At 70.2% G+C, this 24,157-nt stretch carries 24 protein-coding genes; 4 read left to right on the top strand and 20 right to left on the bottom strand.

All coding sequences use genetic code 11. The features are described from left to right. Positions 1-123: 123 nt before the first annotated feature. The 11 genes from ACFWV3_RS01385 to ACFWV3_RS01335 all read right to left on the bottom strand — a co-directional run bounded on the left by ACFWV3_RS01385 (position 124) and on the right by ACFWV3_RS01335 (position 11,025). Positions 124-897, bottom strand: coding sequence for an ABC transporter permease (locus tag ACFWV3_RS01385; RefSeq protein WP_382406946.1), 774 nt, complete (start codon positions 895-897; stop codon positions 124-126). Further along, complete coding sequence (locus ACFWV3_RS01380) at positions 894-1,844, bottom strand: ATP-binding cassette domain-containing protein (protein ID WP_382406944.1); 951 nt, start codon at positions 1,842-1,844, stop codon at positions 894-896. Before ACFWV3_RS01380 ends, ACFWV3_RS01385 begins: the two co-directional genes overlap by 4 nt. A 513-nt stretch (positions 1,845-2,357) precedes the next feature. Further along, positions 2,358-2,801, bottom strand: a complete 444-nt coding sequence (locus ACFWV3_RS01375) for a winged helix-turn-helix transcriptional regulator (RefSeq protein WP_382406942.1) — start codon at positions 2,799-2,801, stop codon at positions 2,358-2,360. Then, positions 2,798-3,697, bottom strand: a complete 900-nt coding sequence (locus tag ACFWV3_RS01370; RefSeq protein ID WP_382406940.1) for an LLM class F420-dependent oxidoreductase — start codon at positions 3,695-3,697, stop codon at positions 2,798-2,800. Before ACFWV3_RS01370 ends, ACFWV3_RS01375 begins: the two co-directional genes overlap by 4 nt. Continuing rightward, positions 3,694-4,779 (bottom strand): acyl-CoA dehydrogenase family protein, encoded by a 1,086-nt coding sequence (locus ACFWV3_RS01365; protein ID WP_382406938.1) that lies wholly within the window; start codon positions 4,777-4,779, stop codon positions 3,694-3,696. Before ACFWV3_RS01365 ends, ACFWV3_RS01370 begins: the two co-directional genes overlap by 4 nt. A 113-nt stretch (positions 4,780-4,892) precedes the next feature. Beyond that, positions 4,893-6,377 carry an alpha/beta hydrolase gene (locus ACFWV3_RS01360; RefSeq protein WP_382406936.1) on the bottom strand — a complete coding sequence of 495 codons (1,485 nt, stop codon included), beginning with the start codon at positions 6,375-6,377 and terminating at the stop codon, positions 4,893-4,895. A gap of 114 nt (positions 6,378-6,491) precedes the next feature. Beyond that, positions 6,492-7,241, bottom strand: a complete 750-nt coding sequence (locus ACFWV3_RS01355) for a glucose 1-dehydrogenase (RefSeq protein ID WP_382406934.1) — start codon at positions 7,239-7,241, stop codon at positions 6,492-6,494. Next, positions 7,242-8,747, bottom strand: coding sequence for an aldehyde dehydrogenase family protein (locus ACFWV3_RS01350; protein ID WP_382406932.1), 1,506 nt, complete (start codon positions 8,745-8,747; stop codon positions 7,242-7,244). It lies immediately after the preceding gene. Between the two features lie 22 nt (positions 8,748-8,769). Further along, complete coding sequence (locus ACFWV3_RS01345; protein WP_382406930.1) at positions 8,770-9,618, bottom strand: 3-oxoacyl-ACP reductase; 849 nt, start codon at positions 9,616-9,618, stop codon at positions 8,770-8,772. Between the two features lie 51 nt (positions 9,619-9,669). After that, positions 9,670-10,755 (bottom strand): Zn-dependent alcohol dehydrogenase, encoded by a 1,086-nt coding sequence (locus tag ACFWV3_RS01340; protein WP_382406928.1) that lies wholly within the window; start codon positions 10,753-10,755, stop codon positions 9,670-9,672. A 78-nt stretch (positions 10,756-10,833) separates the two neighbouring features. Beyond that, positions 10,834-11,025 carry a ferredoxin gene (locus tag ACFWV3_RS01335; RefSeq protein ID WP_382406926.1) on the bottom strand — a complete coding sequence of 64 codons (192 nt, stop codon included), beginning with the start codon at positions 11,023-11,025 and terminating at the stop codon, positions 10,834-10,836. 45 nt (positions 11,026-11,070) lie between these two features. Between ACFWV3_RS01335 and ACFWV3_RS01330 the strand changes: the two genes are divergently transcribed. Together ACFWV3_RS01330 and ACFWV3_RS01325 are read left to right on the top strand one after the other, a co-directional pair. Beyond that, positions 11,071-12,231 (top strand): acyl-CoA dehydrogenase family protein, encoded by a 1,161-nt coding sequence (locus ACFWV3_RS01330; RefSeq protein ID WP_382406924.1) that lies wholly within the window; start codon positions 11,071-11,073, stop codon positions 12,229-12,231. A gap of 12 nt (positions 12,232-12,243) precedes the next feature. Next, positions 12,244-13,149, top strand: a complete 906-nt coding sequence (locus ACFWV3_RS01325; RefSeq protein WP_382406922.1) for an acyl-CoA dehydrogenase family protein — start codon at positions 12,244-12,246, stop codon at positions 13,147-13,149. Here ACFWV3_RS01325 and ACFWV3_RS01320 read toward each other — a convergent pair whose 3' ends face one another. From ACFWV3_RS01320 to ACFWV3_RS01300, 5 genes are read right to left on the bottom strand one after another with little or no spacing between them, the layout of a single operon-like run. After that, entirely contained in the window at positions 13,150-13,545 is a 396-nt protein-coding gene (locus ACFWV3_RS01320) for a hypothetical protein (RefSeq protein WP_382406920.1), read from the bottom strand. Next, positions 13,536-14,120 (bottom strand): hypothetical protein, encoded by a 585-nt coding sequence (locus ACFWV3_RS01315; RefSeq protein WP_382406918.1) that lies wholly within the window; start codon positions 14,118-14,120, stop codon positions 13,536-13,538. The genes ACFWV3_RS01320 and ACFWV3_RS01315 overlap by 10 nt, the downstream gene beginning before the upstream one ends. After that, positions 14,111-15,070 carry a hypothetical protein gene (locus ACFWV3_RS01310; protein WP_382406916.1) on the bottom strand — a complete coding sequence of 320 codons (960 nt, stop codon included), beginning with the start codon at positions 15,068-15,070 and terminating at the stop codon, positions 14,111-14,113. Before ACFWV3_RS01310 ends, ACFWV3_RS01315 begins: the two co-directional genes overlap by 10 nt. A gap of 47 nt (positions 15,071-15,117) precedes the next feature. After that, complete coding sequence (locus tag ACFWV3_RS01305) at positions 15,118-16,206, bottom strand: NAD(P)H-dependent flavin oxidoreductase (protein WP_382406914.1); 1,089 nt, start codon at positions 16,204-16,206, stop codon at positions 15,118-15,120. Next, positions 16,187-17,773, bottom strand: a complete 1,587-nt coding sequence (locus tag ACFWV3_RS01300; RefSeq protein WP_382406912.1) for an acyl-CoA synthetase — start codon at positions 17,771-17,773, stop codon at positions 16,187-16,189. The genes ACFWV3_RS01305 and ACFWV3_RS01300 overlap by 20 nt, the downstream gene beginning before the upstream one ends. A 74-nt stretch (positions 17,774-17,847) precedes the next feature. Here ACFWV3_RS01300 and ACFWV3_RS01295 point away from each other — a divergent pair, with 74 nt between their 5' ends. Next, on the top strand, positions 17,848-18,639 hold the full coding sequence (locus ACFWV3_RS01295; RefSeq protein ID WP_382406910.1) for a crotonase/enoyl-CoA hydratase family protein: 792 nt from the start codon (positions 17,848-17,850) through the stop codon (positions 18,637-18,639). A gap of 12 nt (positions 18,640-18,651) precedes the next feature. Here ACFWV3_RS01295 and ACFWV3_RS01290 read toward each other — a convergent pair whose 3' ends face one another. After that, on the bottom strand, positions 18,652-19,533 hold the full coding sequence (locus ACFWV3_RS01290; protein ID WP_382406908.1) for a PIG-L family deacetylase: 882 nt from the start codon (positions 19,531-19,533) through the stop codon (positions 18,652-18,654). 158 nt (positions 19,534-19,691) lie between these two features. Between ACFWV3_RS01290 and ACFWV3_RS01285 the strand changes: the two genes are divergently transcribed. Next, complete coding sequence (locus ACFWV3_RS01285) at positions 19,692-20,501, top strand: hypothetical protein (RefSeq protein ID WP_382406906.1); 810 nt, start codon at positions 19,692-19,694, stop codon at positions 20,499-20,501. On the opposite strand, the gene kstD is transcribed toward ACFWV3_RS01285, so the two are convergent. Genes kstD through ACFWV3_RS01270 form a run of 3 tightly spaced genes read right to left on the bottom strand, consistent with a single transcriptional unit; the run spans position 20,498 to position 24,157 of the window. After that, the gene (gene kstD / locus ACFWV3_RS01280; protein WP_382406904.1) at positions 20,498-22,201 is read right to left on the bottom strand and encodes a 3-oxosteroid 1-dehydrogenase; all 1,704 of its coding nucleotides are present in this window, start codon (positions 22,199-22,201) and stop codon (positions 20,498-20,500) included. The two genes, ACFWV3_RS01285 and kstD, sit on opposite strands and share 4 nt — an antisense overlap. Further along, on the bottom strand, positions 22,198-22,650 hold the full coding sequence (locus ACFWV3_RS01275; RefSeq protein WP_382406902.1) for a pyridoxamine 5'-phosphate oxidase family protein: 453 nt from the start codon (positions 22,648-22,650) through the stop codon (positions 22,198-22,200). The genes kstD and ACFWV3_RS01275 overlap by 4 nt, the downstream gene beginning before the upstream one ends. Next, on the bottom strand, positions 22,643-24,157 hold the full coding sequence (locus ACFWV3_RS01270) for an acyl-CoA synthetase (RefSeq protein WP_382406900.1): 1,515 nt from the start codon (positions 24,155-24,157) through the stop codon (positions 22,643-22,645). Before ACFWV3_RS01270 ends, ACFWV3_RS01275 begins: the two co-directional genes overlap by 8 nt.

Genomic DNA, 24,157 nt, shown 5'->3' with positions numbered 1-24,157 from the left:
GGGGGTTGTTCGCCTGTTTTGGCGAGCGGAATCTCCCCGCGCTCACAAAGCCCGGGGGGGGGGAGGGGGGGGGCGGGGGGGGGGGCGTTGGCGGATCCCCCCCCCCGCTTCCGAGCCGACAGCTCAGACGCGCCTGCGGTAGGCCCACATCGCGAGCGGGAAGAACACCGCGACCGCCGCGACCATCCAGATCAGCGACGCGGTGAGCGGCCCGGCGATCGCGCCGCCGTTGAGCAGGCCGCGCAGCGCGTCCGCCAGCAGGCTCACCGGGCTGATGTCCGCCCACGCCTTGAGCCAGCCCGGCATCGTCGAGGTGCCGACGAACACGTTGCTGCCGAACGTCAACGGCATGATCAGCACGAACATCAGGCCCTGCACCGCCTGCGGCGTCTTGAGCAGCATGCCCACGAACACCGACGCCCAGCAGAAGCACAGTCCGAACAGGATCGCGAGGCCCGACGCGAGCAGCAGCTCCGCCGGTCCGGTCTGCACCCGGAAGCCCATGACCATCGCGACGATCAGCAGCACCACGATGCACACGACGTAGCGCACGATGTCCGCGAGCACCGCCCCGATCAACGGCGCCGACCGGGCGATCGGCATCGAGCGGAACCGGTCGAACACGCCCTTGGAGACGTCGGTGTTCAGCTGCACGCCCGCGGTCATGCTGGCCTGCAGGATGTTCATGACCATGATGCCCGGCACGAGCATCTGCAGGTAGGCGTCCGTGTTCCCGGCGAGCGCACCGCCGAAGAGGTAGGTGAACATCACCAGGAACACGATCGGCGCGATCGTCACGTCCGCCAGTTGCTCGGGGTTCTTGCGGATCTTCAGGATCCCGCGCCACGCGAGCGTGAGCCCGTGCCGCGTCCCCCTGTCCAACGCGATGGTGCTCATGCCAGGCTCCCCTCGGTCTGCTTGCCGGTCAGCGCGAGGAAGACCTCGTCGAGGGACGGCAGGCGCAGCGCCAGCTCGTCCGCGGTGATCCCGGCCTCGTCGAGCTTGCGGACCAGGGTGGACAGCAGCACCGGGTCGTTGACGGGCGCGGTCAGCAACCCCGTGTCGTCGTCGCGCGACGGGCTCGTGCCCGTGAGGTCCGCGAGGATCCGCTGCACCACGTCGAGGTCGCGCGCCGAGGTCGGCCGCACCTGCAACGTCTGGCTGCCGACCCGCCGCTTCAGCTCGTCGGGCCGCCCCTCGGCCACCACCCGCCCGTGGTCGAACACCGTGATCGTGTCCGCGAGCTGGTCGGCCTCCTCCAGGTACTGCGTGGTGAGCAGCACCGTGACACCGTTCGCGACGAGCTTGCGGACCACGGCCCACACCTCGTTGCGCGCGTGCGGGTCCAGCCCGGTGGTCGGCTCGTCCAGGTACAGCACGGACGGGTTGCCGACCAGGCTGGCCGCGAGGTCGAGCCGCCGGCGCATGCCCCCCGAGTACGTCTTGGCGGCCCGCCCCGCGGCGTCGGTGAGTTCGAACTGCTCCAGCAGCTCGGCCGCCCGCGCCTTGGCACCGGCGCGCGAGTAGTCGAGCAACCGGGCCAGCAGCACGAGGTTCTCGGTGCCGGACAGGTCCTCGTCGACCGACGCGTACTGCCCGGTCAGCCCGATGAGTGAGCGGACCGCCCGCGGGTTCTTCAGCACGTCGTGCCCGTGGACCGTGGCGTGCCCCGCGTCCGGGCGCAGCAACGTGGCCAGCACCCGCACCGCCGTGGTCTTGCCCGCGCCGTTCGGCCCGAGCACCCCCACGACCTTCCCCTCCGGCACCTCCAGGTCGACGCCGTCCAGAGCCTTGGTCTCCCCGTAGTGCTTGACCAGGCCTTCTGCCTTGATGGCCAGCGACATCGTTCGTTCCCTCCCTGTGTCTGGGGGGAGTGTGCGCCTGGTGGCTGGCAGGGTGCGCACAGGGCGCTGGCAGGGGCTGTCAGGGGTGGGTTCCAGCGTGGTCGCGTTCGGTCGAGACGGTTCCTGTTCCAGCGTTGGGCGAGCGAGTTCCAGCGTGGTCGCCGTTGCGGTCGGGTGCCTGTTCCAGCGTGGTCGTGCACCTCGGACGAAGCATCGGGGTACATCGCCGCTCCGCGACGATTGCGATTGGGGCTTGACTTCGGGGCCCTTGCGAGGCGCTCAGTCGGCCGGAAAAGGCCGGATGCTTCGCACCCGGCCGATCCCATCAAGGGGTAGCACCTCGCACCCAAAGTCAAGCCCCAATCGCAAAACCACGAGTGGGCGCACCGCTACCCATCGGCGCAAGGTCTGCACGGCTCGCCTTCGGCATCGCGGTCGGGAGTGCGTGCGGTGGTTGTTTCGCCTCGCCTCCGGCATTGGCTGGGGCCTCGGCTTGCCGTTGGCGGTGGGGGGTCAGTTCGGGTGTGCTGTCACGTTGTGCGCGGTGATCTCCTCGCCGCAGCACCGGCACGCCAGGAAAGCGTCGGCCGGCTTCCCGCACGTGGTGTGTTCGAGCACGATCGGCGGGCCATCCGGGTCGGGGACGTGGGCGTCGCCCCACTTCATGAGGATCACGATGGCGGGGAACAGCTCTAACCCGGCCGGAGTGAGGCGGTACTCGTCGCGGTCCTCCGCGTACGGGACGCGGTGCAGGAGGCCGGCGTCGATGAGCGTCTTGAGGCGGGCGGACAGGGTGGGGCGTGGGATGGAGAGGTTGCGGGCGAACTGGGCGTAGCGGCGTACGCCGAAGAACGCCTCGCGGAGGATCAGCAGGGTCCACTTCTCCCCCACCAGGTCGAGTGCGCGGCCTACCGACTCGCCGTGGAAGCGGCGGTCGTGGGCGGCGGGGTCGATCATCGGTATCCCTTCGCCGACAGTGTGGTCAGCAAAGTACGGCCTGCCGGGTCCTCGGCCGTGGCGGGGACCAGGCCCACGTGGGCGGCGCCTGCGGCCAGGTAGGCGTCGACTCGGCTGGTGATGTCGCGGGCCGAGCCGATCGCGGCCACGGCTTCGACGAGGTCGAGAGGGATGGTGAGTTCGGAGCGCGGTTTGCCGGAGCGGGCTTCGGCCACCAGGGCGCCGTGGCCCAAGGCCGTGAACATCTCGCCGTAGCCGGGTGGCGACAGGTAGACGGAGAGCTGGGACCGGAGCTGGCGGAGGGTGTCCGGGCCGGGGTCGAGAGCCGCTGGGATCCAGACGGCCAGGGGTGGGCTGACCTGCAACTGGGCCACGTGGTCGGTGCTGACGAGGTTGAGCACCAGTTCGTCGGCCGCCTCCGCGGCGACCGCGGTCATCGCGGGGCCGAACGCCGCCACCGAGATCGACGTGTCCGGAAGTGGTTGTTGCAGGCGGAAGCCGGACACGCGTTCGCCGCGCAGCAAAGCACGAGTGTCGCGGATGGTCTCGCGCATGTGCTGGACCGGTGCCCAGGGGCGGCCGTGCCAGTCGGACACGATTCGCGGGCTCGAGGCGCCCAGTGCCAGGTCGGGTCGGCGGCCGGTGGTCGTGGCCACCGTGGACAGGCCCAGGGCCAGGGCGACCGGGCTTCGGACGCCGGCGGCCAGTGGGCCGATCTTCAACGAGATCGTCGAGGTCCGCAGGCCGGCGGCGGTGGCCAGGGCGAACGCGTCGAACGTCGCCATCTCGCCGATCCACAGCGTCCTGAAGCCGGCCTCGTCGGCGGCCACGGCGATGTCGAGTGCTTCCAGCGGTGGGCGGTCCAGCCAGAACGGCGTCACGACGCCGATGCTCACAGCTGCTCCGTCTGCGCCTCGACGCCGAGCAGGACCTTGCCGGGCAGTTCGTAGGAGGCGGTGTTGACCTGGAAGTGCGCGGAGGCCGTGTGGGCGTCGCGGAAACGGCGTTGCAGTGCGGCGCCGTCGTAGATTCCGCCGCTGCCGGCCAGGTCGTACAGAGTGGACACGACCTCGCGGGCGGTGCGGGTGGCGTGTGTTGCGGCCAGTCGCAGAGAGGCGCGGACCTGCACCGGGACGGGCTCTGAGGCCTGCGCTGCTTGCCAGCCCTCCTCCACGGCCTCGTAGAGGAACGCGCGGGCCGAGCGCAGCGAAGCAGTCGACGACGCGACGGCGGCCTGGACCGAAGACCGTTCGGCTAGCGTGCGACGGGAGCCCAGCGAGCTCTTCGAGGCGGCCAGAGCCACGAAGTCGTCCAGTGCGCCGAACCCGTTGCCCAATGCCGCGACGGCCACCGACAGGGCGAAGAAGCCGAACACCGGGAAGCGGTACAGGGCGCCGGGGTGCAGCGGTCCGTCCACAACGGACAAAACGCGCGCGGAGGGCACGAACACCTCGCGGGCCACCGCGTCGTGGCTGCCGGTGCCGCGCAGACCGGTGGTGTGCCAGGTGTCGAGCACCTCCAGCGACGCGCGGGGGAAGGCGGCCACCTTGAGCTTGCCGGAGATCACGAAACCGGCGAACAGCCAGTCGGCGTGCTGGATGCCCGAGCAGAACGGCCACTGGCCCGACACCACGACGCCGCCGTCCGTCTCGACGCCCCGTCCGCGCGGTGCCCACACCCCGGACGCCACCGCGCGCGGGTCGCCGAAGACCTCGTGAGCGCCGTCCTCCGGCAGGTACGCGGCGAGCAGGCTGCTGGTGCACGCGATCGAGACGCACCACCCGGCGGACGCGTCGCCGCGGGCGAGCTGCTCGGCGGTTTCCAGGATGGCGGCGGGAGGGCTCTCCTGGCCGCCCAGCGAGGCCGGCACGCCGAGGCGGAACAGGCCCGCGTCGCGGATCGCCTCCAGCAGCTCGGGCGCGAGCGCGTGCCCGGCCTCCGTCTTCGGGGCGACCTCACGCGCCAGATCGGCCAGCACGGCATCCTCCTGGTTCACTTTTCTTATCGGTTCAGATTTTTTACCGCACTCACCTCCCCGAAGACAAGAGAGGGGCCCCACCCGAGACGAGTGGGGCCCCTCGGCAACACAGCTCAGGCGAACGGCATCTTGTCGATACCGCACGTCTTCTGCGTGGGCAGCACACCGGTGAAGAGGTACTCCCGCTTCACCTTCTCCGCGCACGCACTGCGCACGTACATCGACGTGTGCCCGTAGCCCTCGACCGTCAGGAACCCGGTGCGGGCCAGCTCCGCGGCGCCGTCCTGCGCGCCGTGCAGCGGGGTCGCCGGGTCGAACCTGCTGTTGACGAACAGGATCGGAGCCGACGTCCTGCGGTTCCACGGACCCGGGTAGCGGTCCTCGTCACGGCCCTGCCAGAACGCGCAGGCCATCATGTCGAACACGATGGCACGGCCCCAGTACGGCACGCGCTGGTCCTCGCTCGCCCCGTACGCCGTGTAGGCGGCCGGGTCGCGCGGGAAGTCGCTGTCCGAGCACTGGACCGCGTTGAACGCCTCGAACCGGTTGGAGGTGTAGTCCTCCGCCGCGGTCGTCAGCGAGGCCGGCGCCTCCCAGACCCCCTGCAGGATCCGGGCGGTGTCCTGCCACGTCTCCGGCTGCGCGAGCGCGTCCCAGACGGTGCTGATCAGCGTGACCCGGTCGAACCGGCCGTCCGGCGTCGTGACGGGCGCGGCCGTCACGCGGGCCACCAGGTCCGCCCACTTCTGCCTCAGGTCGCCACCCGCGAAGGCGCACTTCGCACCGGGGGCGGCGCACTGCGACAGGAACTGGTCGAACGTCTCGGCCACCCCGCGCGGCACGTCCTGGCGGGTGTCCAGCGGCACGGTCGTGCCCTGGTCGCCGTGCCCGGTCGCGTTGCCGACGAAGTCGAGCGAACCGTCGAACGCGAGCGCGCGGACCTTGTCCGGGAACAGGTTCGCGTAGATCGCGCCGAGGTGCGTGCCGTAGGAGATGCCGTGGTAGGTCAGCAACTTGTCGCCGACCGCCTTGCGCAGCAGGTCCAGGTCCCGCGCCGTGTTCGCGGACGAGACGTGGTCCAGCAGGTCACCGGACTTCGCCTCGCACCGGTTCACGAAGTCGCGGTAGCTGTCGTAGAACGCCGGCTCCTGCGCCGCGGTGTCCGGGTACACCGGGATGGAGTTCAGGAACGCCTGCTGCTCGTCCACGCTGTCGAAGCAGCGCACGGTCGCCGACCGGCCGATGCCGCGCTGGTCCCACGACACGACGTCGAACCGGGACCTCAGCTCGGACGAGAACAGCCACTCCCACTTGCCGCGTGCCCGCAGCCGGTCGACCCCCGACGAGCCGGGCCCGCCGAAGTTGACGAACAGCGAGCCGATCCGCTTCGCCGGGTCGGTCGCGGGCAGCCTGATCACCGCCAGGTCGATCTTCGTGCCGTTCGGCCGGTCGTAGTCGAGCGGCACCTTCGCGGTCGCGCACTGGAACCCGTCCTGGCAGTCCTGCCAGGACAGCGCGGGCGTCTGCGCCTCTTCCGCCGCGAGGGCGGCCGGTGCGAGACCGGCCACCAGCGCAGCCGTGATCAACAGAGATTTCATCCAGCTCCCCAGGTGTTCTGAACCTCTCGATCATGGAGACGCCCGGGGAGGGGCGGAGGTTGAGTCGTATTCGGGCCCGAACCACCCGCCCAGGATCAGGACGACCAACCAGGATCAACCGCTCAGGGCGTGCGTCGCGGTCGCACCTCCGTCCACCGCGAACTCCGCACCCGTGCAGTACGCGCTGTCGTCGCTGGCCAGGAACAGCACGACGTTCGCGACGTCCTCGGGCTGCCCGATCCGCCGCAGGGCGAGCTTCTTGCCGATCGGCGACACGTCGATCGGCCGTCCGAGCGCCTCGCTGACCATCGGGGTGTCGATCGCGCCGGGGTGCACCGAGTTCACCCGGATCCCGTGCTGCCCGAGCTCCATCGCGGCGACCTTGGTCATGCCGCGGATCGCGAACTTCGAGGCCGTGTAAGCGACGAGGTAGGGCATTCCGCCCAGACCCTCGACCGAGGACACGTTCACGATCGAGCCGCCACCCGCCTGCTTCATCGACGGGACCACCGCGCGCATGCCGAGGAAGCAGCCGACCTGGTTGATGCCGATCACCCTCTGGTAGTCGGCGAGCGTCGTCTCGGCCAGTGCGGAGAAGTGCAGGATGCCCGCGTTGTTGACCAGGACCGTGATGTCGCCCACCGTCTCCACGGTGTGCGCGACGGCGTCGGCCCAGCCGTCCTCGGACGACACGTCGAGGTGGAAGTACTCCGCGCCCAGCTCGGCCGCGAGCTCCTTGCCGGGCTCGTCGAGGACATCGGTGATCATCACCCGCGCGCCCTCGGCGGCGAACCGGCGTGCCGCGGCCGCGCCCTGACCCCGCGCCGCTCCGGTGATCAGGGCGACCTTCCCGTCGAGCCGCATCTACATCATCTCGTCGGTGAGCGGCATCATCACGGTCTTGAGCTCGGTGTAGGCCTCGTAGGCGCTCTGCCCGCCCTCGCGGCCCAGGCCCGACTGCTTGTAGCCGCCGAACGGGATGTGCGGTTCGAGCTGGAAGCCGTTGATGCCGACCATGCCGACGCGCAACGACTTCGAGACGCGGAACGCGCGGCGCACGTCGTTGGTGTAGACGCCGGCACCCAGCCCGTACTCGGTGTCGTTGCCGAGCCGGACGGCTTCCTCCTCGCTGTCGAACGGCACGACGGTGAGCACCGGGCCGAAGATCTCGTCGCGGGCGATCGCCATGTCGTTGCTGGCGTCGGCGAAGATCGTCGGCGCGACGAAGTTGCCGGACGCCAGGTCGCCTTCGAGCCGGGTGCCGCCGGTGACGAGCCGGGCGCCGTCCTCCTGGCCGCGTTCGATGTAGCCGAGCACGCGGTCGAGCTGCTTCTGGTTGATCAACGGGCTGGCGAGCACGCCGGGGTCGAACGGGTCGCCGAACGTCACCGCGCCCGCGAGCATCTGGGCGGTGGCGACGAACTCGTCCTGCACCTCACGCGCGACCAACGCCCGCGTGTGGGCGACGCAAGCCTGTCCGGACAGGCCCATCGTGACCATGCCCATGCACGTCATCGCGGCCAGAGCGACGTTCGGGGCGTCCGCGAACACGATCGCGGGCGACTTCCCGCCCAGCTCCAGGGAGACGCGCTTCATCGTCCCGGCGGAGGCCTCGACGATCCGGCGGCCGACGCCGCGGCTGCCGGTGAAGCTGATCTTGTCGACCAGCGGGTGGGTGATCAGCGCCTCGCCGGTCGGGGTGCCGGGGCCGGTGACGAGGTTGACGACGCCTTCCGGGACGCCGGCCTCGATCAGCAGCTCGACCATGCGGATCACGCAGAAGCTCGCGTACTCCGACGGCTTGACGACGACCGTGCACCCCGCGGCCAGTGCGGGCGCGAGCTTCTGGGCGAAGAGCACGAACGGCGCGTTCCAGGGCAGGATCGCCGCGACGACGCCGACCGGTTCGCGGAACGTCATCGCCAGGTGGTCGCCGCCCTGGTACGGCGGCAGCGTCTGGCCGCCGACCTTGTCGATCCAGCCGGCGTGGTGGTCGAAGATGTCCGCGGCGATGCTGACCGAGGTGGCGTAGATCTGGCCGAACGAGAGCGGGACGCCGTTGTCCAGCGCCTGCAGGCCCTTCAGCTCGTCGGCGTGCTCGCGCAGGAGATCGCCGTACCGGCGGAGGACCTTGATCCGCTCCCCCGCCCTGGACCGCGGCCACGTGCCCTCGTCGAACGCCTTGCGGGCGGCGCGCACGGCCGCGTCGACGTCCTTCTCGGACGCGACCGCGAAGCTGCCGATCTCCTCGCCCGTGGCGGGGTGGTGGTGCGTCCAGGTCTCGTCGGACTCGCGGAACTCGCCCCCGATGAGGAGCCGGCCGTCCTTCAGGCCCAGCGTCTCGCGGTGCGGTTGGACGGTGAGCGTCACAGCTCCTCCTACAGGGCCCCGATTACAGGCTCATCGTTTCCGTACAGGCGAACGTCCTCTGTGGATCGCGGTCGGCGAAGTAGCCGTCGAGATCGGTGAAGGCGCCGAACTTCTGCTCGACGGTCGGCGGCGCCATCAGCGCGACCATGCCGCCGTGCACGACGAAGACCTGTCCGTTGATCTTCTCGCCGGACGGTCCCGCCAGGTGTGCCACGAACTTCGCGACGTGCTCGGGTGCCAGTGAGTCGTCGCCCTCCGGTGCGTCGCCGAAGACGTGCGCGGTCATCTGGGTACGGGCGCGCGGGCAGATCGCGTTGGCGCGCACGCCGTAGCGGCTGGTGCCCCTCGCGGTCGCGACCGTCAGCGCGGTGATGCCCGCCTTGGCCGCCGCGTAGTTGGCCTGCCCCTCCGAGCCGAGCAGGAAGGCCTCCGACGACGTGTTGACGATCCGGGCGTACACCGGTTCGCCCGCCGCCTTCGACTGCTGCTTCCACAGCGCGACCGCGTTGCGCGACAGCAGGAAGTGGCCGCGCAGGTGCACCTTCACGACCAGGTCCCACTCGTCGTCGGTCATGTTGAACAGCATCCGGTCGCGCAGCACGCCGGCGTTGTTCACGACGACGTGCAGCCCGCCGAACTGCTCGACGGCCGTGGTGACGAGGGCGTCCGCGGTGGTCCGCTCCCCCACGTCACCCTCGACCACGACGCACTTCGCGCCCAGCTCCTCGATCTCGGCGGCGACGGCGTCCGCAGTGCCCGGCAGGTCGTTGAGGACGAGGCTCGCCCCGGCGCGCGCCAGCTCCAGCGCTTCCGCGCGGCCGAGCCCCGCACCCGCGCCGGTGACGACGGCGACCTTCCCCGAAAGGTCCACAAGAGACTCCCAGCCGAGATGTGCCGGCAGAGATGTGCCGGCAGGAACGTGTCAGTCGAAGATGATGACCTGGCGGATCAGGGATCCGCCTCCGCGCAGCGCCTGCAGGCCCTCGTTCACGTCCTCCAGCCTGATCCGCTTGCTGATCATGCCTTCGAGGTCGAGCCGGCCCTGCCGCCACAGCGCGATCATCCGCGGCACGTCGCGGCGGAAGTTCGCCGTCCCGTAGAACGACCCGTGCAGGGTCTTGTCGTGCAGGAACAGCTCCTGGGCGCTGAACGAGACCATCGCGTCGGCCCGGCCGGCACCGACGACGACCGTGTGGCCGCCGCGCCGGGTGAGGTCCCACGCCTGGCGGATCGTGGCGGGCAGGCCGACGACGTCGAACACGTAGTCGAAGCCCATCCCGAAGTTCAGCTGGTTGTTCAGGTCGGCGACGCCGTCCGGTGCCGTCGCGTGCGTCGCGCCGAACCGTTGCGCCACCTCGTGCTTCTCGGTCACGGGGTCGACCGCGACGATCCGCGCCGCCGCGGCCAGCCGCGCGCCCTGGATCACCGCGATGCCGACACCACCGCAGCCGATCACCGCGACGCTGGAGCCCGGTTCGACCTTCGCGGTGTTGAGCACGGCACCGACGCCGGTCAGGATGCCGCACGACAGCAGCGCGGCGACGTCCCACGGCACGTCGTCGTCGATCTTCACCGCGGCGTCGGCGGGGACGACCATCTCCTCGGCGAACGCGCCGAGACCCGCGTACCCGAAGGCGGGGTTGCCGCCGACGACGAACCTCGGTGACGTGAACGCCGAGAGCGTGTGGACGAGGCACAGATGTGCTTGTCCCGTAACGCATTGGGCGCACTTCCCGCACGGCGGCACGAACGTGATCGCCACGTGGTCGCCGACCGCGAGCTGTGTCACGGCACTGCCGATCTCGACGACCTCACCGGCGCCCTCGTGCCCGACGACGCCGGGCGCGAGCGCCGGCAGCGTTCCGTCCATCGCGGACAGGTCGCTGTGGCACACGCCGCACGCCTTGATCTTGATGCGGACTTCCTGGGGCCCCGGAGCGGTGGTCGTCACGTCGTCGCGGAGCTCGAGCTTGTCGTCGCCCACCTGGTTCAGCACGGCAGCCTTCACCGGTATCACTCCTCGCTGAGCTCACGGCTGAGGTACCCGTCGCACACTAGAATCTGTTCCTGTTCATGACAAGGCCCATCAGCGTGAGAGCCGCAGGGCGCCCATCGGGCACGACGCGACGGCCCGTTCGGCGGCCGCCTCCTCCGACGGAGCCAGCTCACCGTCCCGGATCTGCAGAACCTCGTCGTCGTCAAGGTCAAACACCGCAGGCAGGACTGACATGCACTCACCGTGCGCCTCGCACAGCGCGGGGTCGACGTCGACCTTCATCCCGGCCTCCTGACACGAAGTAGAACTTGTTCTAGAGTAGCTGCCATGCGCATCGGTTTCACGCCCGAACAGGAGCGGTTGCGCCAGGAGCTGCGGGCGTACTTCGCCGCGCTCATGACGCCCGAACGCCGCGCCGCACTCTCCGGAGGCGGCGACTACGGCGACGCCGAGACGTACAAGGACACCGTCCGGCAGATGGGGCTCGACGGCTGGCTCACCATCGGCTGGCCGGAGGAGTACGGCGGCCGCGACCGGCCGATGCTCGAACAGCTGATCTTCCTGGACGAGGCGTCCTCGGCGGGCGCGCCCGTGCCGTTCCTGACCCTGAACTCGATCGGGCCGACGATCATGGCCTACGGAACGCCCGAGCAGAAGGCGTTCTACCTGCCCAGGATCGCGTCCGGTGAGATCCACTTCGCCATCGGCTACTCCGAGCCCGAAGCGGGCACCGACCTCGCCGGGCTGCGCACGCGGGCCGTGCGCGACGGCGACGAGTACGTGGTCAACGGCCAGAAGATGTGGACCAGCCTCGTCCAGTACGCGGACTACGTCTGGCTCGCCTGCCGCACCGACCAGGAGTCGAAGCGGCACAGGGGCCTCAGCATCATCATGGTGCCGACGACCGATCCCGGCTTCTCCTGGACCCCGGTCCCGACCATGTCCGGCCCGACCACGAGCGCGACCTTCTACGACGACGTGCGCGTGCCGGCCACGAACCTCATCGGCGAGGAGCACAAGGGCTGGAAGCTCATCACCAACCAGCTCAACCACGAACGCGTCGCGCTCTGCTCGGCCGCACCGCTGCAGACCGCGCTGCGCGAAGTTCGTCTCTGGGCGTCCGAGACCGGTGCGCTGCGGAACGAATGGGTGCGCGTGCACCTGGCCCGCGTGCACGCCAAGACCGAGTTCCTCAAGCTGATGAACTGGCGGATCGCGTCCGGCGCGGACGAGGCCCCCTCCTCCGCCGAGGCCTCCGCCACCAAGGTGTTCGGCACCGAGTTCGCCACCGAGGGCTACCGGCTGCTGATGGAGGTGCTGGGCGCCAACGGGATCGTGCGCGCGGGCTCGCCGGGTGCGCTGCTGCACGGCCGGGTGGAACGCATGCACCGCTCGTCGCTGATCCTCACGTTCGGCGGCGGCACCAACGAGATCCAGCGCGACATCATCGCCAGGGCAGGCCTGGGACTGCCCGCCGTGCCTCGATAGCCGGGAGACGCCGTGGACTTCACGCTCACCGAGGCGCAGCGCGAGCTCGCCGCCCTGACCCGCAAGATCCTCGACTCGTCCGACACGCCGTGGCTCGACCTGGTGAAGTCGGGCGTCGTGCCCGAGTCGCCGGACGAGCTCGGCGTGCTGGAGCAGTGCGCCGTCCTCGTGGAACTGGGCCGGGCCGTGTCCGACGTGCCTTACCTGCCGACCGTCGTGGCGACGACGGCACTGGCGTCGTTCGGAACGCCTGAGCAGCGCTCGTCGGAGCCTGGAACTGTGCTGTCCGTGGCGCTCGTCGAGACCGACGGCGTGCTGACCACCGTGCCGGCCGCGTCGGAGGCCGCCGCTTTCCTGGTGGCACAGGGTTCGCAGGTGTTCTACGTGCGGGCCGACCAGGCCTCGGTCACCGGGCAGGAGCTCGTCGACGGCTCGGACGCGGGCACGTTCGCGTTCACCGGCGGCGAGGAGGTTCCCGGTCTCACCCCGGAGTGGCTCACCGCGCGGTACACGGTCGGGCTGTGCGCGTTCCAGCTCGGCGTGTGCGAACGGGCGCTGGAGCTGACGGCCGAGTACGCGCGGACCCGCGTCCAGTTCGACCGGCCGATCGGCAGCTTCCAGGCCGTGGCCCAACGGCTGGCCGACGCCTACGTCGACGTGGCGGCCATCCGGCTGACGTTGTGGCAGGCGGCCTGGCGGCTCGCGGAAGGCCTCGACGCGACCGAGGAGATCGCGACGGCGAAGTTCTGGGCCGCCGACGCCGGGCACCGCGTGGCACACACGGCGGTGCACGTCCACGGCGGCACCGGCATCGACATGAGCCACGAGGTGCACCGCTACTTCACGGCCGCGAAGCGCGCCGAGTTCGAGCTGGGCGGGGCGACCGCCCAGCTCCTGAAGCTCAGTGCCGCGTGGTGATCAGCCGCACCAGAACCAGCGGGCCGGCCGGGTCCTGAGGTCGTCGCCGACGTAGGTGCCGATCAACGCGCCCTCGTCGCTGACGTCGCCGTAGTAGGACGGGTCCGGCAGGTTGGCGGAGTCGACCGGGTAGTGGACGCCCCACTGCCACAACGACGGGATGCCGTCGACGGAGCCGAACACCACGTGACCGCTGGACGTCCTGCCGAGTGGTTTCGTGCCCCCTTCCCAGGTGGCGACGTGCCGGCCGTCGAGGTCGTACTCCACCAGCCCGGTCCCGCCGGGGTAAAGGACCCGGTCGTTGTCGAAGACCATCGGCTCGCGCCCGCCGGGCAGGGCGGTCACCCGCGGTCTCGCCAGGTCGACCACGGCCGCCGCACTCCGGGTCAGCTGCACGGACCGGAAGTCGTTGCTGATCCCGACGGCCGCGTGACCGACGAAGTACGCCACGGGACCGTCGACCGGCCACATGATGATCTGGCGCTCACTCGCAGGCCCTTGGGCCACAGTTCGCCGATCACGTCACCGCGGTCGTTGACGGCCTTCGCCGCGGTGCTGTGGTCGTTCGGCGTGTAGAGCATCTCGTAGACGCCGTCGCGGTAGCGGAAGGCCACGGACCGCCCCTCGGCCCAGAGGTCCTGGGTGCCCACCACGACGCCGCTGTTGTTCACGTCCGCCGGCCGGACCGGGACCGTCGACGAGCCGGGCGACGCCATCCGGACCAGGGAGCCGTTGTCCCACAGCAGTCCGTGCTCGGCGGCCCGGTCGCCGATTTCCGTCTGCCCGACGACGAACCGGTTGTTCTCGCTGCTGCCGGTCGCCTCGGCGCGGCTCGCCCCGTCCGGCAACGGCAGGTCGTGCGCGATCCACCGGCACGGGTCGGCCACGGCGTGCGGTGCCGCGACGGTCGAGATGATCACCAGCGCGCCGCACAGCGCGCCCAAAGCCTTCGTGCGCCTCATCATCCGCACCAGAACCACCGCGCGGGATGCGAGCTGCCGTCCGGGTCCACGTAGGTGCCGATCAACGCGCCCTCGTCGCTGATGTCGCCGTAGTAGCGCACGTCCGGCTGCTTCGCCGAGTCCACGGAGTAGCGAATGCCCCACTGCCACAGCGTCGCGGTGCCCATGACCGCGCCGAAGACGACGTGACCGCTGGACGTCCTGCCGTACGGCTCCGTCCCGCCTTCCCAGGTGGCGACGTGCTGCCCGGCGGTGGTCCACTCCATCAGGCCGCCCCACGAGAAGTGCAGCAGCCGGTCGTTGTCGAAGACGGCGGGAGTGCGGCCGCCGGGAAGCTCGGTCCGCTGCCCGCTCGCCACGTCGATCACGACCGCGGACGAGGCGGTGACCTGCACGAGCTTGCGGTCGTCGCTGATGCCGACGGCCTGGCCGGGCAGGAACTCCCTGCGGGTGCCGTCGTTGAGCCAGACGACGACCTGGCGGGTGTCCGACCCCTTCTGCCACATCTCGCCGACGACGTCGCCGAGGTTGTTGACGGCCCGCGCCCAGGAGTGGTGCGTGGCGGGCGTGTCGAGGAGCTCGTAGGAGCCGTTGCGGTAGCGGAACGCCCGCAGGCTGTCCTGGCCCCAGTGGTCGCGTCCGCCGACGACGACGGCGCTGTTGTTCACGTCCTTCGGGTGGATCGCGATGTTCGACGAACCGGGCGACGCCATCTGCGTCAGCGACCCGTTGTCCCAGATCAGGCCCTTCTCGGCGCCGCCCCCGGTAATCCGGGTCTCGCCGACGACGAACCTGGTGCTCTCGCTGCTGCCCCTGGTCGCCGAGTACGTCGCGTCGGCCGGCAGCGGCAGGTCGTGCGGAATCCAGCGGCACGGGTCGGCGGCCGCGGACTGCGGTCCGGCCACCGCCGTGGCGAACAGCAGCCCGCAAAAGAGCACGCCGAAGACAGGTCTTCGCATCGTGTTGCCCCCAAGAGATCGTCCCCAAGTCGGCAACACGATACGTGTCAACGTGCCAGTTTCGTCAACCTTTCCACCGTCTCGTCGTATTCGCGCAGGAGGTCCGCCATCACGTCGGCCACCGGCCGCACCTCGTTCATCCGCCCGACCACCTGACCGACGGGCATCGAGACGACGGACGGGTCGTCGGACCGCGCGATCCGCAGGTGCGCCTCGCTGACGAGCAGGTTCTGCAACGGCATCGGCAACGGCTCCGGCGCACCGGGTTCCGCCCACGCCTCGGTCCACCGCGTCTTCAGCAGCCGCGCGGGCTTGCCGGTGTAGATGCGGGTGCGGACGGTGTCGCTGGAACCGGCCGCCAGCAACGCCTTCTGCGTCAACGGGCTCTGCGTGTACTCGGCGGTGGTGAGCCAGTACGAGCCCATCCACACGCCGGAGGCGCCCAGTGCCATCGCGGCCGCGGCCTGCCGTCCCGACCCGATCCCTCCCGCCGCGAGCACCGGAACGTCGACAGCGTCGACGATCTCCGGCACGAGCACCATCGTCGCGACCTCACCGGTGTGGCCGCCGGCCTCATAGCCCTGGGCCACCACGATGTCGACGCCGTTGGCCACGTGCCGCCGGGCGTGCTCGCCCTTGCCCGCGAGCGCGGCGACGGGCACGCCGGCGGCGTGGACCCGTTCGATGACGTCGGTCGGCGGTGAGCCCAGCGCGTTGGCGATGAGCCGGATCGGGTGTTCCAGAGCGACGTCGACGTGCGAGCGGGCGACGCTGTGCAGCCAGCCGAGCACGCCCTCGCCGCCCTCGCCCTCCGGCAGTGGCGGCACGCCGAGCTTCAGCAGCGTCTGCTGCACGAAGTCCTTGTGCGACTGCGGGATCAGCGTGGACAGGTCGACCTGCGTGCCCTCCTTGGGGATGGTGGCGGGCATGACGATGTCGACGCCGTAGGGCTTGCCGTCGCAGTTCTCGTCCATCCACGTCAACGCGCGGTCGAGGTCCTCGGCGTCGTTGAACCGCACGCATCCGAGCACCCCGAGGCCGCCGGCTCTGCTGATCGCCGCCGCCACGTGCTCGGACGGCGTGAAGCCGAAGACGGGATGCTCGATGCCGAGCTCGTCACACAGGCTGGTGCGCATGGTCCTCCACGTGGCGCTGCGCCCACTGGTAGTCGGGTTTGCCGCTGGGGGTGCGGCCGATCTCGTCGACGAGCCACAACGACCGCGGCACCTTGTACCCGGCGAGGGTCTCGCGGACGTGGGCGTCCAGTTCGGACAGTGTCGGCGTGGCGCCGTCGCGGGGCTGCACGAGCGCGCCGACCCGTTGGCCCAGCAGGTCGTCCGGCACCCCGATGACGAGGGCGTCGAACACGTCCGGGTGCGACTTGAGCGCCGACTCGACCTCCTCCGGGAACACCTTCTCGCCGCCGGTGTTCACGCAGGCGCTGCCGCGGCCCAGCAACGTGATGTCGCCGTCCTCCTCGAACCTCGCGTAGTCGCCGGGGACGGTGAACCGCCTGCCGTCGACCTCGACGAACATCCGCGCGGTCTTCTCGGGGTCCTTGTAGTAGCCGAGCGGGATGTGCCCGCCGCGCGCCAGCTTGCCGATGACGCCGGGCACGGGGTCGAGCTTGTGGCCGTCGTCGTCGATGACGATGGTGTCCTCGTTGAGCTTCACCTTGGTGCCGTCGGTCTGCACGATCTCCTTGGGCACCGCGCCGATGCCGGTGGACCCGGTCTCGCTCGACCCGATCGACTCCAGCAACGTCGTGTGCGGCAGCAGCTCCTGGAACTTCCGCTTCACCGGGAACGAGAACAGGGCGGCGCTGCTGTTGAGGATGAACAACGACGAAGCGTCGTACTCGCCGCGCTCGAACTCCTCGATCAACGGCCGGCCCATCGCGTCGCCGGTGATCGCGGTGACGGCGACCTTCTCCCGTTCGATCACCCGCCAGACCTCGGCCGGGTCGAACTTCGGCACCAGCACGACGGTGCTGCCGCTGAACAACGCGCCCAGCACGGCCCACTGCGCCGCGCCGTGGATCAGCGGTGGCAGGCAGAGCCGCACCATCCCGTAGTCCTTGCCGGACTTGGCCTGGTGCCACTCGTCGGTGAGCCGCTCCCCCGTCACGAAGTCGATGCCGCCGCCGAGCGTGCGCCACACGTCCTCGTGCCGCCACATCACGCCCTTGGGCATGCCGGTGGTGCCGCCCGTGAAGAGGATGTAGAGGTCGTCGGGGCTGCGGGGCTCGAAGTCGCGGTCGCCGGACTCCTCCGCGAGCGCCGTCTCGTAGTCCGCGCCGTCGAACGGTTCCTCGGTCTCGTCGTCGATCACGACGGTGTGGCCGGGCGCGCCGACCTCCGCCACCAAGGGCGCGTACCGCCGTTCGTGCACGAGCGCGGTCAGGTCCGCTTCCCCGAACAGGTACTGCAACTCGTTCTTGGTGTAGCGGTAGTTCACGTTGATGGCCACGGCACGCAGCTTGTACACCGCGAGCATGGCCTCGACCAGCTCGATGGAGTTGCGCGCGTAGAGCCCGACGTGCGCACCCTGTGTGACGCCGTTCTTTGCCAGGTGGTGAGCCAGTTTGTTGGCTCGCGACTCGAGTTCGGCATAGGTGACCCGCTTGGTCCCGCACACGAGGGCGGTCCGGTCGGGCACGGTGTCGGCGGCGTGTTCAACGAGGTCTGCGACGTTGAGGGCCATACCAGGCAAAGTAGAACGTGTTACTGTTCTCGACAATCCCCCGTGCGGTCAGACTCGATCCAGGAGGCGCGCGAATGACGACCACGACGGAACCCCACGCGTTGGTGGACCTGGTCGGGAACGTCCTGGTGGTCACGATGAACCGCCCGGAGGTGCGCAACGCGTTGTCGGGCCCGATGCTCGCGATCATGCAGGAGGCCTGGGACCGCGTGGACTCCGATCCGGACGTCCGCGTGTGCGTCCTGACCGGCGCGGGCGGCTCGTTCTGCGCGGGCGCGGACCTGAAGGCCATGACGCGCAACCACCCCAGCGAGAACGCCGGGAAGTTCGACTTCTCCGTCATCGAGCCGCTGCTGAAGGGTCGCCGGTTGACGAAACCGCTCATCGCCGCGGTGGAGGGCCCCGCGGTCGCCGGCGGCACGGAGATCCTCCAGGCGACGGACATCCGCGTCGCCGGCGAGAGCGCGCGGTTCGGCGTCTCGGAGGCGCGGTGGGGCCTGTTCCCGATGGGCGGCTCAGCGGTCCGGCTGCCCCGCCAGATCCCCTACACCGTGGCGGCGGACCTCCTGCTGACCGGACGGCACGTCCTGGCAGCGGAAGCCAAGGAGATCGGCCTCATCGGTCACGTCGTGCCGGACGGCCAGGCGCTCGACAAGGCCCTCGAACTCGCCGCGCTGATCACGGCCAACGGGCCGATCGCGGTGCGGAACATCCTGCGGACCATGCGGGAGACCGAGGCCATGCACGAGAACGACGCGTTCGAAGTGGACGCCCGACTGGGCATGGAGGTCTTCGGCAGCGAAGACGCGAAGGAAGGCCCTCGCGCCTTCGCCGAGAAGCGCAAGCCGGAGTTCAAGGGCCGCTAGAGCCTGCAGGCGCTAACAGCCCGCCACGGCGAAGTCGCCCGGCGGCACCCAGGCCGTGCCGGGGTGGAAGATCCTGCCCTCCGGCCGGATCTGCCGGATGAACATGTACGCGTGGTCGTTGCGGCCGACCTTCGGGTCGTGCGGCCAGTACTGGTCCCAGATCTCGACCTTGCGGTCGCTCCAGTACCCGAACACGTTCTCGGGCTGGTTCTCGCTGTTGTACGCCGTGTACTCGTCGCGGCGGATCCACGTGTCGCGCGTGCCGTTCACCAGGTCCGCCTCGGCGGTGAGGATCGCGCCGGCGACGTGGTCGACGTGGTCGCGGCGCGGGCTGTCGCGGTGGCCGATGCTGCTCCCGGATCGGATGTAGTCCGGCTTGGCGTGTTCGAGAACGGAACGCAGCATGCCGACGAAGGACGCCCTGGTGTACGCCGGTCGTCCGTCGATCGGGCGCGCGAGGTGCTGTCCGTCCGCCAGCATCTTGTACAGGTCGCCCTGCGGGTCGCCGCCGTCGCAACCGCCGGACGCCGCGTGGACGAACGTGAAGACGAGGCGCACGTTCGTCCCGTTGAGCCGGTTCGTCGCGACCGGGTGGCCGTTGAACCACATCTCCTCGTACGTCCAGGCGTTCGGCACGTTCGCGGTCTTGGCGTAAGCGGCCCGCTCACCCTCGATGCGCTGGTTCGCATACGGCATCGCGGGGAGGTCGTGCACCTCGCCCGCGGTCAGGTAGACGACCCAGACGTTGTATCCCGCCTGCACGTCCGAGGCGATGTCGGGATTCATGAACAGCAGGTCGTCGTCCTGGTGGGCGACGAACGACACGGTCGTCGTGGTGACGAACGCCTGTGCGTGCGTCAGTGACGCGCCCACCATGACCAGCGAAATCAACAAGGACAGCATTGTTCTGCGCATGAACTCTTCCCCCAGGTAGAAGTGCGTTCACCACGAACACTACTTCATCGACGAATTCGTTTGTCCCCGTAACATCCGAGGTTGACTGGCCGATCAGGCAGCTATCAGATTCCCGAGGCGGGGAACAGGGGCCAGTCTTGAAGCACTCCGATCAGTCGGCCGAGAACGACCTCGGCGGAGACGTCAGCGGCACGGCGTTCCAGGCAGGATCGATCGAGATCAACGTCGGCGGGCCCGGAAGGCGTTGGCGGCGCGGGGTTCTCTGGACCGTGAGCGGAACCGCGGTGGCCGCCGTCCTGGCGGGCTCCGCGGCCGTCGCCGACCTGGTCATGTCGGACGAGCAGGCGGTGGACCTGCCCGCATCCGTCACCAGCGCGGTCACGGAGGAGAGCACCACGACCACGTCACCGGCTCCCCCGGTCGTCGCGACCGCTCCCGTGAGGACGACAGTGGCCCCGCCCCGCCCGGTGCCCACCGGTTCGGCCGCACGCCCGGACGGCACCGTCCCAGCCGTCCCGACGCTCACCACCACGCCCTCGGTGTCCGCCGCGGCCGCGCCACCGGTCACCGGTGGCGACGTCCGGTACAGCGGCGCGCTGGCGTTCGGCAGCTACCACCTGGACCTCGCGCAGCCGCGCGACATGGCCGGCACGAACCTCTGGCCGCTCACCCCGGGCCGCCTGCACGGCGACCCCGGCTACTGGCTGGCCGAGTGGACCCCCGACGGCGTGCCGGGCCGGAAGGAGTGCGTGACCCTCCTGGCCGAACAGTCCACACAGGACGCCGAGAACCTCGTCGCCGGCAGCCGGGTGTGCGGGCAGACCCCCGGTGGCCGGTACTTCCTGGTCGAGGTCACCGCTGTGGACAGCAGCGGGATCACCGGCCAGGTCACGGTGTGGGAACTGCCGGAGAAGCCCCGGTCGCGCCGGCCCCGCACGAAGTCCTAGACGTCGTTGCCCGCGATGTACCCGAACGTCATCGCCGGCCCGATCGTCGACCCCGCACCGGCGTAGCTCCGCCCCATCACGGCCGAGCTCACGTTGCCCGCCGCGTACAGGCCGGGGATGACCGACCCGTCCGGCCGCAGCACGCGGGCCCGTGCGTCGGTCACCAGCCCGCCCTTGGTGCCGAGGTCGCCCGGCACGATCTTGAACGCGTAGAACGGCGCCAGCCACAGCGGGGCGAGGCAGGAGTTCGGGATGATCGCCGGGTCGGTGTAGTAGTGGTCGTAGGCGGAGTCACCGCGCCGCTGGTCGGTGTCCCGGCCGGTCAGGGCCTGGCCGTTGAACCGGCTGACGGTCGCCTTCAGCGCGGCGCCGGGGACTCCGATCGCGGAGGCCAGGCCGTCGAGCGTCCAGTTCTTCACCACCGCGCCGGACTGGTACCAGCCGTCCGGCAGGGGCAGCGTCGGCGCGATGTCGGCGAACAGGTACCGGTTGCGGTAGTTCTGGTCGACGATCAGCCACGACGGGATGCACGGGTCCGCGGGGTTCTTGTCGTACATGACGTGCACGACGTCGCTGTAGGGCGCGGCCTCGTTGACGAACCGCTTGCCGGCCGCGTTGACGATCAGTCCACCGGGGAGGGTGCGTTCGGCGAGGCAGAAGTACGGCGAGCCGGGCGTCGGGATCACCGGTCCCCACCAGGCGTCGTCCATCAGGTCGAACGCCGCTCCCGCCCGCTGGCCCGCGCGGTGCCCGTCGCCGGTGTTCTCCTTCGCGCCGACCGTCCACTGAGTACCGATCGGCTGGCGCTGGTACTGGGCGCGCATGGCCGCGTTGTGCTCGAAGCCGCCGGAACCCATGATCACGCCACGCCGGGCGCGCACGACGCCGCGCGAGGTCAGCACGCCCTTCACGGCACCGTTCTCCACGACGAGGTCCTCGAGCCCGGTGTTCAGCCACACCGGCACGCCGGCCTGCATCAGGCCCGCTCGCAGGCCACCCGCCAGGGCCTGGCCCATCGTCAACGGCTTCTGGCCGGCCAGTGCGGCCGCGGTGCCCCTGGCCAGTGCGGCCGCCGCGGTGGCGGCACCCTTGGCGTTGACCAAGGCGAGGTTGAGCCACTTGTAGTCGGCGCCGAAGATCACCATGCCGGCGGGCACGGCCAGGTAGGGCGCGTTGAGGTGCGCCAGCTCGTCGCCCAGCACCCGTCCGTCGAGCACGTCCGGTTCGATCGACCGGCCGCGCGCGATACCGCCGGGCAGCTCCGGGTAGTAGTCGCTGTAGCCGTCCATGTGCCGGAAGCGCAGCGGGCTGTTGCGCAGGACGAACGAGATCATCTGCGGCCCGTGCGCCAGGTAGGCCTGTTGCCGGGCAACGGGAACGTCGCCGACGACGGCGGCCAGGTACTGCGCGGCCTTGGCGGGGGTGTCGGGAACGCCCGCGGCCAGGATGACCTCGTTGTTGGGGATCCAGATCCCGGCACCGGACCGGGCCGCCGACCCGCCGAACGTCGGCGCCTTCTCCAGGACCACGCAGCTCAGGCCGCGTTTCGCCGCGGTGAGCGCGGCGGTCATGCCGGCCGCGCCGGACCCGACGACCACGACGTCGAACTCGTCGGCCGCCGCGGCCGAGCCGGGTCTGACCAGTCCCGAAGCCAGCGCGAGGCCGGCTCCGGCGAGCACCTGACGGCGGTTCAGGGTCATGGGGTCGCTCCCGACATCGTCTTGCGGTGGTCCCAGCTGGCCGTCCGCGTCGGACGGAAGAGCACGGCGACGCGCCTCGACATGGCCTTGCGCATCGCCTCGCGGGCGGTCTCGTCGTCGCCCACCTCGCCGAGGTTGCGCGCCACCACGGCGTCCACGACCGGGCCGAGGTCGGTGAACTCGGTGACGCCCTCCATGTGCACGCCGCGCAGCTGGTCGTAGGTCTCCCCCGCCTCGGCCAGCACGCTGCAGCGCGGGTCGCGGCGCAGGTTGACGATCTTCTGCGACTTGCGGTCGGTGCAGAACACCAGCTCGCCGCCCACGAACGCGAACCACATCGGCGCGAGGTGCGGCAGGCCGGAGCGTCCGATGGTCGCCACGATCAACGTCTTCTGCTCACCCAGGAACGCCTCGACCTCGGCGGCCGTCATCCTGATGGCGTCACGCACGGTTTCGAAGCTTTCGCTTGTACAGCTTGCCGTTCGGGTCGCGCGGCAGCTCCGCCATGTACTCGATGGTGCGCGGCAGCTTGAACTTCGCGAGCCGGGTCCTGGCGAACTCGAGGATGTCCGCGGTCAGCGCCTCGTCGCCCTCGACGCCGTCCGCGGGCTGCACGACGGCCTTGATCTCCTCGCCCCAGTCCGCGTGCGGCACGCCGAACACCGCCACGTCCGCGACCTTGGGGTGGCAGATGAGCTCGCCCTCGATCTCCGCCGGGTAGATGTTCACCCCGCCGGAGATGATCATGTCGTTCTTGCGGTCGCACAGGAACAGGTAGCCGTCCTCGTCCAGGTACCCGATGTCCTGCAACGTGAAGAGCTTCCCCACCCGTGCGGCGCGGGTCTTCTCGGCGTCCTTGTGGTACTCGAAGGTCGAGTCGCCCATCCGCATGTAGACGAGCCCCTGCTCGCCGGTCGGCAGCTCGGTGCCGTCCTCGCCCAGGATCTTGATCTCGGACGTCGGCCACGGCAGACCGACGGATCCCGGCTTGCGCAGCCACTCCTGCGCGGAGATCGCGGTGCCACCGCCCTCGGTCGCCGCGTAGTACTCGATGACGACCGGCCCCCACCAGTCGAGCATCCTGCGCTTGACCTCCAGCGGGCACGGCGCAGCGCCGTGGATCATCGCGCGCAGCGATCCCATGTCGTACTTGGACTTCACGTCGTCGGGCAGCGCGAGCAGGCGGTGGAACTGGGTCGGCACCATGTGGCTGTGGGTGACTTCGTACCGCTCGATGAGCCGCAGCATCTCCTCCGGCGACCAGTGGTCCATCAGCACGGCGGTGTGCCCGAGCTGGATGGAGATGGTCACGAAGTTGAGCACGGCCGTGTGGTAGAGCGGCGACCCGCACAGGTGCACGTGCCCGTCGTGCGGCTTGATCCCGAAGATGCCGAAGAACCACGGCGCCGAACCGGGCACGGCGTCGGGGTCGGCGCCGGTCAGCGGCCTGCGCACGCCCTTCGGCCGCCCGGTGGTGCCGGAGGTGTAGAGCATCGGCGACCCGGTCGTGCGGACGTCGGGCCTGCCCTCCTCGCCCTCGCCGAGCTTCACCAGCGGCTCGAACCCGGCTATCTCACCGACCGCGAACCGCGCGTTCTCCGGCAGGCTCGCCGACGCCTCCACGGCGGCCGGCGCGAACCGTTCGTGGGCCACGAACGCCTTGGCACCGCTGTCCTGCACGAGGTAAGCGACCTCGGCGCCGGTCAGGTGCCAGTTGGCCATCACCACGTACAGACCGGTCTGGTACGCGGCGAAGTACACCTGCACCAGCTCGGCGCTGTTCGGCAGCATCAGCACGATGCTGTCGCCGGGTTCCAGACCCAGCGCCTGGAACCCGCGCCCGTACCGGTTCGCGGCCTCGGCCAGCTCCCGGTAGGTGATCTCGTGACCGCCTGGGCCGACGAGCGCGATGGTGTCGGGCTGGTCCGCGGCGATGTTCCAAAGTCCAGTGACCAC

This window comes from Lentzea sp. NPDC059081, assembly GCF_042738015.1.
Classification (GTDB): Bacteria; Actinomycetota; Actinomycetes; order Mycobacteriales; family Pseudonocardiaceae; genus Lentzea.
Note: the sequence above shows the minus strand (reverse complement) of the source record. Positions and strands in the feature narration are given on the sequence as shown.